Annotated in this window: 12 protein-coding genes; 3 read left to right on the top strand and 9 right to left on the bottom strand. The window is 59.5% G+C overall.

Annotation, left to right across the window (positions count from 1 at the left end; genetic code table 11):
* Positions 1-36 precede the first annotated feature (36 nt).
* Positions 37-510, bottom strand: coding sequence for a ferritin-like domain-containing protein (locus OKW98_RS06465; RefSeq protein ID WP_265388432.1), 474 nt, complete (start codon positions 508-510; stop codon positions 37-39).
* A gap of 232 nt (positions 511-742) precedes the next feature.
* Between OKW98_RS06465 and OKW98_RS06460 the strand changes: the two genes are divergently transcribed.
* Both OKW98_RS06460 and OKW98_RS06455 read left to right on the top strand, forming a co-directional pair.
* Positions 743-1,006, top strand: coding sequence for a DUF3820 family protein (locus OKW98_RS06460; RefSeq protein WP_133772135.1), 264 nt, complete (start codon positions 743-745; stop codon positions 1,004-1,006).
* Between the two features lie 29 nt (positions 1,007-1,035).
* On the top strand, positions 1,036-2,241 hold the full coding sequence (locus OKW98_RS06455; protein WP_265388431.1) for an aminotransferase class V-fold PLP-dependent enzyme: 1,206 nt from the start codon (positions 1,036-1,038) through the stop codon (positions 2,239-2,241).
* A gap of 347 nt (positions 2,242-2,588) precedes the next feature.
* Here the strand turns inward: OKW98_RS06455 and OKW98_RS06450 are convergent, their stop codons facing one another.
* The 3 genes from OKW98_RS06450 to zwf are packed head-to-tail and all read right to left on the bottom strand — an operon-like array spanning position 2,589 to position 5,456.
* Complete coding sequence (locus tag OKW98_RS06450) at positions 2,589-3,263, bottom strand: bifunctional 4-hydroxy-2-oxoglutarate aldolase/2-dehydro-3-deoxy-phosphogluconate aldolase (RefSeq protein ID WP_265388430.1); 675 nt, start codon at positions 3,261-3,263, stop codon at positions 2,589-2,591.
* A 17-nt stretch (positions 3,264-3,280) separates the two neighbouring features.
* Positions 3,281-4,000: a 6-phosphogluconolactonase gene (pgl, locus tag OKW98_RS06445; protein ID WP_265388429.1), complete on the bottom strand. Its 720-nt coding sequence runs from the start codon at positions 3,998-4,000 to the stop codon at positions 3,281-3,283.
* A complete protein-coding gene (gene zwf, locus OKW98_RS06440) occupies positions 3,987-5,456 on the bottom strand; it encodes a glucose-6-phosphate dehydrogenase (protein ID WP_265388428.1) in 1,470 nt (489 codons plus the stop codon). Before zwf ends, pgl begins: the two co-directional genes overlap by 14 nt.
* 240 nt (positions 5,457-5,696) lie before the next feature.
* On the opposite strand from zwf, the gene OKW98_RS06435 reads away from it, so the two are divergent.
* Entirely contained in the window at positions 5,697-6,557 is an 861-nt protein-coding gene (locus tag OKW98_RS06435; RefSeq protein ID WP_265389663.1) for a MurR/RpiR family transcriptional regulator, read from the top strand.
* 140 nt (positions 6,558-6,697) lie between these two features.
* Here the strand turns inward: OKW98_RS06435 and OKW98_RS06430 are convergent, their stop codons facing one another.
* From OKW98_RS06430 to OKW98_RS06410, 5 genes are all read right to left on the bottom strand, one after another.
* On the bottom strand, positions 6,698-7,573 hold the full coding sequence (locus OKW98_RS06430; protein ID WP_265388427.1) for a D-hexose-6-phosphate mutarotase: 876 nt from the start codon (positions 7,571-7,573) through the stop codon (positions 6,698-6,700).
* Positions 7,574-7,741: 168 nt separating this feature from the next.
* On the bottom strand, positions 7,742-9,097 hold the full coding sequence (locus OKW98_RS06425) for a carbohydrate porin (RefSeq protein ID WP_265388426.1): 1,356 nt from the start codon (positions 9,095-9,097) through the stop codon (positions 7,742-7,744).
* 138 nt (positions 9,098-9,235) lie between these two features.
* Positions 9,236-10,396: an ABC transporter ATP-binding protein gene (locus OKW98_RS06420; protein WP_265388425.1), complete on the bottom strand. Its 1,161-nt coding sequence runs from the start codon at positions 10,394-10,396 to the stop codon at positions 9,236-9,238.
* Positions 10,397-10,398: 2 nt separating this feature from the next.
* Positions 10,399-11,244 carry a carbohydrate ABC transporter permease gene (locus OKW98_RS06415; RefSeq protein WP_265388424.1) on the bottom strand — a complete coding sequence of 282 codons (846 nt, stop codon included), beginning with the start codon at positions 11,242-11,244 and terminating at the stop codon, positions 10,399-10,401.
* Positions 11,237-12,145, bottom strand: coding sequence for a carbohydrate ABC transporter permease (locus OKW98_RS06410; RefSeq protein WP_037014845.1), 909 nt, complete (start codon positions 12,143-12,145; stop codon positions 11,237-11,239). The genes OKW98_RS06415 and OKW98_RS06410 overlap by 8 nt, the downstream gene beginning before the upstream one ends.
* Positions 12,146-12,162: the final 17 nt, after the last annotated feature.

Genomic DNA, 12,162 nt, shown 5'->3' with positions numbered 1-12,162 from the left:
GCCAGACTGGCTGGCGTTTTTCAAAGCTACTGCGAATTACTTGTTGGCAGCACGAACGGTATCACGCAGGGATTTGACCTTGTCGTGGTTCGCTTGCACGCCTTGCAGCTGGCGATGGATCAGGCTAGTGACGTTCACTGGCAAGTTCTTCTCGGTGGCTTCCTGTGCGGCCTTTTTGTAAGCCTTCAGGGCGTGGTCTTCACCGCTTTCGACTTCGTTGAGGACCGCTTCGTCGTTCTTGCCACTCAAGGCACTTTTCAGGTTGACCCACAGGCGGTGTGCGCCGCCGGCAATGCTGGAAGAATCTTCCGGATCGCCGCCCAGTGCGCGCACTTCAGCTTGCAGCTCGGCAACAGAGGTCTTGCAGCCAGAAGAGCGGGAAAGCAGGTAGGCCTTGATTTCCGGGTTCTTCGCATCTTCAGCAGCCGTGTGAAAACCTTTCTCACCGTCAATGCTGGTCTCGATCAAGTCATTCAAAACAGAGATGGCTTCTTTGTTGATATCCGACATTTTGCGGTTCCTTTCTGGCAGGTTTATCAAAGGTTTGGTTAACGAAACACTCGATAGAGGGAATATTGCACTGTGCGTGCCAGCTTTCGCGGATATATAAATCCTTTTATTTTCAATTGGTTAACAATATCAAGCGACAGTTGCACCGCGCTTTCTGCATGATCTGTGTGTTTGCGTAGTTGCAGAATGCACGTATCTTTCAAGTTCACTCGAACGGATAAGCGGTTAGCGGATGAATCCAGAGAAACTCAAGCTGTTGGTGACTCGCGAAATGCCGTTCGGCAAGTATCAGGGGCGATTGCTGGCGGACTTGCCAGGCGATTACCTGAACTGGTTCGCCCGCCAGGGTTTTCCAGCCGGCGAACTGGGCAGCCTGCTCGCGCTGATGCACGAGATTGATCACAACGGCCTCTCGGCATTGCTGGACCCTCTGCGCACCCGACCTCGCGAACCTCTGAGGCCGGGCCCTTCGAAAACGCCCATACGCTTTAACTGAAACGTCCATTGATAACAGCGAGCCGCGTGATGAACAGCACTGCATACGCAATAACGGAAGTGGCGGATGAACAGGCTCGGGACGAAGCGTTCTGGCAGCAGGTCGCGGCGCAGTACGACGTCGAGCCTGGGCCGGTCAATTTCGAATACGGCTATTTCGGCCGCATGACCCGCGCGGCACTCAAGGATTACGAGCAGAACCTCGCTTACGTCAATCGCAGCAACTCGGTCTATGTGCGGCAGAAGTTTGATACCGAGGACAGCGAGATCATTCGCGCCGACCTCGCCGATCTGCTCAACGTGCAGGCCCGCGAAGTGGCCCTCACCCGCTCCGCGTCGGAGGCGGTGCAAGCGCTGATTCGCAACTACAACGGTCTCGTAGCTGGCGACCAGGTGCTGATAAGCGACCTGGATTACAACAGCGTGCAGACCGGCATGCGCTGGCTGGCGAAGAACCGTGGCGTGGAGGTGATCGAAGTCACTCATCAGCACCCCGCAAGCCACGATGGGTTGGTGCAGACTTACCGCGAAGCGTTTGCAGCTCACCCACGACTCAAGCTGGTGGCGCTGACCTACGTCACCCACCGGACAGGGCTGGTGATGCCGGTGAAGGCCATCGCCGAACTGGCCAAGGCCCACGGCATCGACGTCGTTCTGGATGGCGCCCATGCGTTGGGCCTGCTGGATTTCGAACTGGCTGAGCTCGGCGTGTCGTTCGCCGGCTTCAACCTGCAGAAATGGATAGGCGCGCCGCTGAGCCTGGGCTTCATTTATGTGAAGCAGGAACGCCTGAGCGCCATCGACCCCGACATGGCAGACGAGCGCTACGGCGCGGACGACATCCTAGGGCGCGTGCCTTACGGGACGCCGAATATTCCGGCTCTCATGACACTGCCCATGGTGTTCGCCGACCATCGCGCCATGGGCGGTGCGCCGGCCAAGGGCGCACGTTTGGCTTATCTGCGAGACCTGTGGGTCACGCAAGCGCGCGCTATCGAAGGCATTGACGTGCTGACGCCGGACGACCCACGGCTGTATTGCGGGATCACGTCCTTTCGGTTCAGTCGCCATGCGGATCAGGAACTCATGGTCAAGCGCCTGCTCAATGAGCACGGTATTTTTGCCGTTGCACGGGAGGGTTCGGCCTGCGGGACGTGCATTCGCATCACACCGGGATTCACTACATCGGCAAAGGATGTTGAGCAATTGGTGGCAGCACTCCGCGCGCTGGCTTAGGGTCAACGCTTGAGAGCGCCGCGCCGGGATCAAAGCCCTCGGTGAGTCCGTAGAAAAAAAGACGGCGCCTTCATGACGAAGGCGCCGTAAATCCATCGAGAAACGAACTACAAAGGAGCGGCAAAGATAAACGCTGCTGCCTGGGCCTGTGCGGTACATATGTATTGCGTATGAACAGCGCAAAAAAAACGGCGCTCCCGACCAAGGAACACCGTAAAAAAGCCATGCAACAACGACTTCTGCAGCAACGCCCCGAAGGGTGTCATAAACGGATCATGCTCAGCAGTAAACCAGCCTCCACTTGAACAGAGGCTGTCGAAGCGTGCGCATGACCGGCGAATCCAGACTCAGTCGAACAACGCGATGGCTTCGGCAGTGGCGTCGGTAATACGCTGCCAGTCGCCGTTCTTCACCCACGCGTTGTCGATCATCCAGGTGCCGCCAACGCACATCACGTTGGGCAGCGCCATGTAGCTTTTCAGGTTGGTCGCACTGACGCCGCCGGTTGGGCAGAAGCGCACTTCCGGGAACGGACCGCCCAGCGCCTTGATCGCACCCACACCGCCACTGATTTCCGCCGGGAACAGCTTGAAACGACGATAACCCAGCGCGTAGCCAATCATGATTTCCGAAGCGCTGCTGATGCCTGGCAGCAGCGGCAATTCGCTCAGTGCGGCGGCTTCAAGCAGGTCTTGGGTGCTGCCGGGGGTGACGATGAATTGTGAACCCGCCTCCTCGGCCGCCTTGAGCATGTGGCGGTCGAGAATGGTGCCGGCGCCAACGCTCAGCTCAGGACGCGCATCACGCAGCATGCGAATGGCTTTGAGGCCAAACTCCGAGCGCAGGGTGATTTCCAGCGCATTCAGGCCGCCAGCGGCCAAGGCATCGGCCAGCGGCAGGACATCCTGTTCGCGGGCAATGGTAATGACCGGCAGAATCTTCGCTTTCGCGCAGAGTGCGTCGATCTGGGCAATCTTGCTCGCCATGCTATTGAACGGCTGTTTCACGTGGGTATTTTCCATGGCGGCTGATCCTTTGCTTATGGGCACCAGTAGATCTCTAGAGACGGGTTGAGGAACGCGCGCACCGGCATTTCGGCGAGGTCATCGCCTGCCAGTGCAGCGCGCAATGTGTCGAGTTTGGCCTGACCGGAAACGGACAGAATGGTGGTCGCTGCCGACGCCAGTACCGGACGCGTCAGGGTCAGGCGCTGATGCGGGACAGTCGGTGCGAGCATGGGCAGGCAACGACGGTCGCTGTTGAGGTCCAGCGCTTCCTTGAGGTGCGGGCTGTTGGGGAACAGGGACGCGGTATGCCCGTCATCACCCATCCCCAGAATCAGCACGTCGATCTTCGGCAGCTCTTTGAGCGCCTCGTCGGTTGCAGCCGCGGCTTCATCCACTGTCGTGGTCGGACGGTACAGGCTGAAGAACCCCGCCTCGGCCGCCGGCCCCTGTAACAGGAAACGCTTTAGCAGGCCTTCATTGCTGTCGGCGTGCTCGGTCGGCACCCAGCGCTCGTCGGCCAGACTCACGCAGACTTTCGACCACTGGAGCGGCTTCTGCGCCAGCGCCTTGAAAAACGCCACCGGGCTTTTGCCGCCCGACACCACCAACGTTGCCGTGCCGTGGGGATTACTGGAAATCGCCGCCGTCAGGCGCTCGGCCACGTAATCGGCCAGCGAGTTCGCCAGGACTTCGGGGTTATCGAATTCGTGGGCCTTCAGGCCCGCCGGAAATTCAAGTTCACATATCGCCATACCAGGACCTCCCGTCACGCGTAATCAAAGCAATGGAGCTCATCGGCCCCCAGGAACCGGCCGGGTAAGGCTTGGGCGCGTCGCCCGCTTTTTTCCAGCCAGCGATCAGCTGGTCGCACCATTGCCAGGCGTATTCGATTTCGTCTTTGCGCACAAACAGGTTCTGATTGCCACGCATGACCTCCAGCAACAACCGCTCGTAAGCGTCCGGCACACGGGCGCTGCGGTAGGCGTCGGAGAAGCTGAGTTGCAAAGGGTTGCTGCGCAGCTGCATGCCTTTGTCCAGGCCCTGATCCTTGGTCATCACTTGCAGCGAGATGCCTTCATCGGGCTGCAGGCGGATGATCAGGCGGTTGCTGATCTGCAAGCGCTGCTCGGGCGCAAAGATGTAATGCGGCGGCTCTTTGAAGTGGATCACGATCTGCGACAGCTTTTGTGGCATGCGCTTGCCGGTACGCAGGTAGAACGGTACGCCCGACCAACGCCAGTTGCGGATGTCGGCACGAATGGCGACGAACGTTTCCGTGTCGCTCTGGGTGTTGGAGTTTTCTTCTTCCAGATAACCGGGCACCGGCTTGCCGTCGCTGTAACCGGCGATGTATTGCCCGCGCACCACTTGGGTGGCCAGACGCTCCGGCGTGAACGGCGCCAGTGCCTTGAGCACCTTCACCTTCTCGTCACGGATGCTGTCGGCGGACAGGTCGCTGGGCGGGTCCATCGCGATCAGGCACAGCAGCTGCAACAGGTGATTCTGGATCATGTCGCGCAGTTGACCGGCCTGGTCGAAATAACCCCAGCGGCCTTCGATGCCCACCTTCTCCGCCACGGTGATTTCCACGTGGGAGATGTGGTTCTGGTTCCACTGCGTCTCGAACAGGCTGTTGGCAAAACGCAGGGCAATGAGGTTCTGCACCGTGTCCTTGCCCAGATAGTGGTCGATCCGGTAGATGCGGGTTTCAGGCAGAAACTGGGCAACGGCATCGTTGACGCGACGGGACGACGCGAGGTCGTGGCCGATGGGTTTTTCAAGTACCGCGCGGGTGCGATCGGTCAGGCCGACCAGTGCAAGGTTCTCGCAAATGGCGCCGTAGACCGAAGCTGGGGTCGCGAAGTAGGCAATCATGGTCGGCGCGTCGCCAACCGCTTCGGCGAGGGCGACGTAATCTTCGCCCTTGAGGAAGTCAACGTGCAGGTAACTCAGGCGGGCCTGAAAACGCTCCACGTGCTCGGTCTCAAGCTGCGCCTCGGGGACGAAGCGGCGCAGGCTTTTGTCGATGTAGGCCAGGTGCTCCTCGGGAGTGCCGGGCTCGCGGGCCAACGCAATAATTCGGGTCTCGGCATGCAGCAGTCCAGCTCGATCAAGCTGGTACAACGCAGGAAACAGTTTGCGTACCGCCAGGTCACCCAAGGCGCCAAACAACGCAAAAGTGCACGGTTCAACCGTAATCGAGAGCATAATGTTGGTTCTTTTATCAAGTTAAGCTACAAATACCTTTTTTAAAGGCGTTACTCAAGGCCGAATGTAGTAATAACCACAACATTTCCACCAGAACCACATTAGAGTGGTGATCACCACAGGCCCTCAGTACGATAGGCCACCTTTGCGACAGGCTAAAGGCCCAAATTCCCACTCTGCAAATAAAGGCTTGTTCACCGGCCTGTCGCCGTTTCATCAGAAGGACAAACAATGGACCGCATACGCAATCTTCTGGAGCAGATCCAGAGTCGTCTGGAAGAGCTGAACAAGGCTGAGCGCAAGGTCGCCGAGGCGATTCTGAGCAATCCGCAGCAGGCCACCCGCTTCAGCATCGCTGCGCTGGCGCAGGCGGCAAAGGTCAGTGAGCCAACGGTCAACCGCTTCTGCCGTTCATTCGATGTCAGCGGCTACCCGGAGCTGAAGTTGCAGCTGGCCCAGAGCTTGGCCAGCGGCGCCGCCTATGTCAGCCGCGCGGTGGAAGCCGATGACAACCCGGAAGCCTACACCCGCAAGATTTTCGGCAGCGCCATCGCGTCCCTCGACAGCGTGTGCCAGGTGCTTGATCCCAACCTGATCAGCAAAGCGGTCGACTTGTTGATTCAGGCGCGGCAGATCCACTTCTTCGGCCTCGGGGCTTCGGCGCCCGTCGCACTGGACGCGCAGCATAAATTCTTCCGCTTCAATCTTGCTGTCACGGCCCACGCCGACGTGCTGGTGCAGCGCATGCTGGCTTCGGTGGCCCACACCGGCGAGCTGTTTGTGATCATTTCCTACACCGGGCGCACCCGTGAACTGGTTGAAGTGGCGCGCATTGCTCGGGAGAACGGCGCATCAGTGCTGGGACTGACGGCGGCCGACTCGCCGCTGGCAAAAGCCAGCACCTTGAGCTTGAACATTCCGCTGCCGGAAGACACCGACATCTATATGCCCATGACCTCGCGGATCGTTCAGCTGACGGTGCTGGATGTGCTGGCGACCGGCATGACCCTGCGTCGGGGTGTCGACTTCCAGCCGCACCTGCGCAAGATCAAGGAAAGCCTCAACGCCAGCCGGTATCCGGCGGACGATGAGTTGAATTAAGGGAGTCGCTTATTTGTAGGAGCGCGCTTGCCCACGATGAGGCCGCCCCGCTGCATCTCTGTCGCTGGAGCAGTTTTCGCGGGCAAGCGCGCTCCTACAGGGGTTGCGGAGTCGATTGACCGCATTCGTCGCCACGTCGCTCAGTGCACCAAAGTCGCCTGCAGGCTCAAACTGGCGTGCTGCCCGGGCGCCAGGCTCAGGCAATCATCAACACCCGACGCCGCCTCGACCCGCAGAAAACCCATGGCTTCATCGCCACCCACACCGAGCAAGGGCCGGCTGCCCGGGTGCCAGACCACCGTGCTGTCGCTGTCGCCGGTGTCGATGCTCAGTCGCCGCTGCCAGGCGTCGTCCTGTAGCTCCAGCAGTCCGGCATGCTCAAACACCCGCTGACAACTGCCGTGCACCCGTAGCTCGCCCCTTTGCTCACAGGCGCTGCGGCTGAGTTCATCGTAACCCTGCGCACCGTCGAGCCCTTGCAACGCGACGTCCGCCACATCGCTGATGCGCCAGTAGGCGTGCAAGCCGTGGCCAAAGCGGCAAGGTTCGCTGTCGTCGTGACGCGTTTCCAGGCGCAGGTCCATCGCCTGCCCCAGCTCAGCGTAGAGATCGGCCTGCCAGTCCCACAGCTTGAGTTGCCAACGCAATGTCACACCCGCCTCGTGCTCATGGCTTTCGACCAGTTTCCAGTCGAGCAACCGGCCCCAGCCGTTGGCCGGCCAGCCGCTCTCGCCCGGGTGCCGCCCGACCCAGGGCCAACTGACCGGCACGCCGCCGCGGATCGCGCCGACCAGGGGCCAATGCGCGGCACACCACAGCCAGGGTCTCTGCCCGCAAGGTTCGAAATGCAACAGCTGCGCGCCCTGCCGACTGAACACGGCCTGGCACTGCGCATGGTTGATCACCAGCACATCACGCTGTTGGTAGCGTTCCCACTGAAAGGTCGGTTGCGGTCGCACCGAGGTGAAGAAACGCTGAAGAGGATGCTCGGTTGAGCCGGGATCCCTGAAGGGCATCGTTGTAGCACTCCAGATAGCGGTCACTCGTCACGCGAGAAAAAATGCTCCAAAGGCGGAGCCATTGCTACCGAATAAACAGCGCAAAAAAAACGGGCAGCCAGGCTGCCCGTAAAGCACACACGACCCTTGATCGTTAGTGGAGCGCGGAGGAGCGTCCGCTTTGACTTAGAACTTGGACTGAATCTTGATACCGGCAACCAGTGCGTTCTGGACTTCGTCCACACCGCCCGGGCTCTTCACGTACTGCAAGTTAGGACGCACGGTCAGCCAGTCGGTTACATGCACGCCGTAGTAGATTTCCGAGTTGTATTCGGTCTTCTGGATCGGCAGGTAGCCTGGGTTGTCGTAGTCTTCGATACCGTTGACGGCGTTGACCAGACGACGGTTGTCCTGGGCATCATCGTTCACGTGGATACGGGCGACGCCGATACCGATGTCATCCTTCGGACGTGCATCGAACGGGCCTTTGTAGACGAAGCCGACCTGCTGGTAGTTGTCGACGAAGTTGGTGGCTTTGTCATGCACCGTCGCGTTGGCGAAAATGCTCAGACCACGGGATGCGTCGCCGTTGTGAGCGGTCAGTTGTTGCTGAGCCACAACCCACCAGCCGTGCTTGTCTTTGTGAGACTTGAAGTTACCGCCAGCGGTCGCCTGAGGCTGACCGTCTTCGTTCTCGTAGAGATCGTCGGCACTCGGGTTACTCACGTAGTAGCCCAGACGGTATTCGCCTGGCAGCGAGTTGACGTTCGGCGACCACACCACTTCAACCGGTACGACGGTGCCTTTGGCGCCGCTGCCGCTGAGTTTGAAGCTGTTGCCGGTTTCGAGGTACGACGGGTTCTGCTCGTAGACACCGATCTGGGCGAACAACTCAGGCGTGATGTTGTACTTCACGCGTGCAGCCCACTGGCTGACAGGCCAGTTGTACCAGGTGTTTACGTAGTTACCGACCTGCGAGCCGCAGAACGAAAGGTTCTGGAAGTCGCAAGGGAAGCTGTTGAAGTCTTCGCCTTCACCGAAACGGCCGACCTTGATGTCCAGCTTGCCGTCGAAGTACTTCTGCTTGACCCACATCTGGGTCAGACGCCAGGTCTGGCCACGGCCCCAGACTTCCTGGGAGGAGCTGAGCGTGCCGGCACGCGGATCGCCGATACGGTCGTTGGAAATGTTTCTGCCGCTACGCTCGGTGATCGCGAGCTTGAACTCAGCGTCGTTCCAGCCGAGGATTTTCTGCAGGTCCATTTGTACGCCGAACGCGAACTGATCGCTGTAGCGGCCGGTCGTGTCGTCGTTGTAACCACCGTTGAGGTTGCTGGCGGCTTCGCCCACGTACTCGATCGGGAAGTCGTAACCCTTGTCGTACAGCTCTTGACGCAGACCACCCCAGTCACCGGTCATGTGCTCGCTGGCTTTGAAAGGCTCCATTGCAGAAGCCGCTCCGGAAATCGTCAGCGCGCTCAGGACAGACAACCCACCGATCAGCTGAAACTGGTTAAGCGACTTGTTACGTACCTTTTTCATCCCTTGGATCCTCGTTTTATTGTTATTAGCTTTTGAACAGCGTTGTAACCACGTACATCGTGTGCATGACGGGTTTTTTACGGCAGACATCCACCCGTCACAGGTGCTCGTTTTGTGCAGTGCTCCTGCACGTCGGGATCAGTTGCGGTTGAGCCGCGTGACATTCCCCATGTTCTCTACCGACTGACTCGGTGCCAGGACGCCAAGGCGCTCGCCGGTTTTCGCATCAAACAGCAGAACCTTCGCCGGATCGAACTGCAGCGTCAAGGTCTCGCCCACAGCGGGTGCAATATCCGGCGCCAGACGGCAGCAGACCTTGCTCTCGTTGAGGGTAACGAATACCAGCGTATCCGGACCGGTCGGTTCCGTCACCTGGACTTCGGCGCGAAGGGTCGGCAGACCTGCAGTATCACCGGACGCTAGCACGATCTGCTCGGGACGCAGGCCCAGAATCACCTCACGGTCCTCAAGACCGGCGTCGTTCATGCTCATCGGCAGCTCGCAACGGGCCTGACCGCTGTCGAGCAATGCGACCAGACGACCGTCTTTGCGTTGCAGGCGCAGCGGGATGAAGTTCATCGGCGGCGAGCCAATGAAGCTGGCCACAAAGAGGTTCGCCGGATCGTTGTAGATCTGCTTCGGCGTACCGAACTGCTGAATGATGCCGTCTTTCATGACCGCCACTTTGTCGCCCAGAGTCATCGCTTCGATCTGGTCGTGGGTCACGTAGACCGTGGTGGTCTTCAGGCGTTGGTGCATCAGCTTCATTTCGGTCCGCATCTCGACACGCAGCTTGGCGTCGAGGTTGGAAAGCGGTTCGTCAAACAGGTAGATCTTCGGACGACGGGCCAGCGCCCGGCCCATGGCGACGCGCTGTTGCTGACCGCCCGACAACTGCCCCGGCTTGCGGTTGAGCAGGTGTTCGATCTGCAGCAGCTTGGCGACCCGGGCGACTTCGGCGTCGATGTCGGCCTGATTCATCTTGCGAATCTTCAGCCCGAACTCGATGTTCTCACGCACGCTCATGGTCGGGTACAGCGCGTAGGACTGGAACACCATCGCGATGTCGCGATCCTTCGGGCTCATGCCGCTGACGTCCTGATCACCGATCATGATCGCGCCGCCGGTAATGTTTTCCAGCCCGGCGATGCAGTTCATCAGGGTCGACTTACCGCAGCCCGAAGGGCCGACCAGAATCAGGAACTCGCCTTCTTTGATGGAGAGTTCGATGTTCTTCAGGGTGTCCGGCAAACCGGCCCCGTAAGTCTTGTTTACATTGCGTAGTTCAAGCGTTGCCATGATTACCCCTTGACTGCGCCGGCCGTCAGCCCGCGCACGAAATACTTGCCTGCGACCACGTAGACCAGCAGGGTCGGCAGCCCGGCGATCATCGCCGCCGCCATATCAACGTTGTATTCCTTGGCGCCCGTACTGGTGTTGACCAGGTTGTTCAGCGCGACCGTGATCGGCTGCGAATCACCACTGGAGAACACCACACCGAACAGGAAGTCGTTCCAGATCTGAGTGAATTGCCAGATCAGGCAGACCATGATGATCGGCGTCGACATCGGCAGAATGATCCGACGGAAGATGGTGAAGAAGCCGGCACCGTCCAGTCGTGCAGCCTTGACCAGTGCTTCCGGGATGCTGACGTAGTAATTGCGGAAGAACAGCGTGGTGAACGCCAGACCGTAGACAACGTGAATGAACACCAGCCCCGTCGTGGTATTGGCCAGGCCCATCTTGCCGAGGGTGAAAGACGCAGGCAGCAGGACGGTCTGAAACGGCAGGAAGCAGCCGAACAGCAGCAGGCCGAAGAACAACTGCGAACCGCGGAAGCGCCACATCGACAGCACGTAGCCGTTCAGGGCACCAATGGTGGTGGAAATCAGCACCGCCGGAACGGTGATCAGGAACGAGTTCCAGAAATAGCCCTTTACCGTGGCCCAGGCTTTGATCCAGCCGATGGCAGTCACTTCGGTCGGCAAACTGAGCAGGTTGCCGCTGCCGATGTCTTCCGGCGATTTGAAGCTGGTCAACAGCATGACCACCAACGGCACCAGATACAGGAACACGGCAATGATCAGCACCGCGTAGATAGCGACGCGGCTCAGGCTGAGCGCAGGTTTGTTGGCGAGACTAGTCATTGCGCTTGGCCCTCAGCTCGGAATACAGATAAGGCACGAGGATGGCCAGAATCGCACCGAGCATCAGGATCGCACTGGCGGAACCCATGCCCATCTGGCCACGGCTGAAGGTGAACGAGTACATGAACATCGCAGGCAGGTCCGACGAGTAGCCCGGGCCACCGGCCGTCATCGCGGCCACCAGGTCGAAACTCTTGATGGCGATGTGCGCCAGAATCATCACAGCACTGAAGAACACCGGGCGCAGGCTTGGCAGCACCACCTTCCAGTAGATCTTCGGCATGCTTGCGCCGTCGATCTGCGCGGCACGGATGATCGACTGATCGACGCCGCGAAGGCCCGCCAGGAACATCGCCATGATGAAGCCCGATGCCTGCCATACCGCAGCGATCACCAGGCAGTAGACAACGCGGTCCGGATCGATCAGCCAGTCCAGGCGAAAGCCTTCCCAGCCCCAGTCACGCAGCAGTTTGTCCAGACCCATGCCCGGGTTGAGCAGCCATTTCCAGGCCGTACCGGTGACGATCATCGACAGCGCCATCGGGTACAGATAGATGGTGCGGATAAAACCTTCGCGGCGGATGCGCTGGTCCAGGAAAACCGCCAGCAGCACGCCCACCACCATGCTGATGCCGATGAACATGCCACCGAACACCGCAAGGTTTTTGCTGGCGACCCACCAACGGTCGTTGTCGAACAACCGCGCGTATTGCGCCAGACCCACGAATTTGTAGGTCGGCAGGAAAGTCGAGTTGGTGAACGACAGAACGAACGTCCACAGGATATAGCCGTAGAAGCCCACCAATACGATGAACATGCTGGGCGCCAGCACCAGTTTGGGTAGCCAGCGCTGCAGTGCATCGAACGGCGAGGCTTTGCTGAACACAGCAACAGAACTCATGGTGAAATCCAGTACAG

This window comes from Pseudomonas sp. KU26590, assembly GCF_026153515.1.
Lineage (GTDB): Bacteria > Pseudomonadota > Gammaproteobacteria > Pseudomonadales > Pseudomonadaceae > Aquipseudomonas.
Note: the sequence above shows the minus strand (reverse complement) of the source record. Positions and strands in the feature narration are given on the sequence as shown.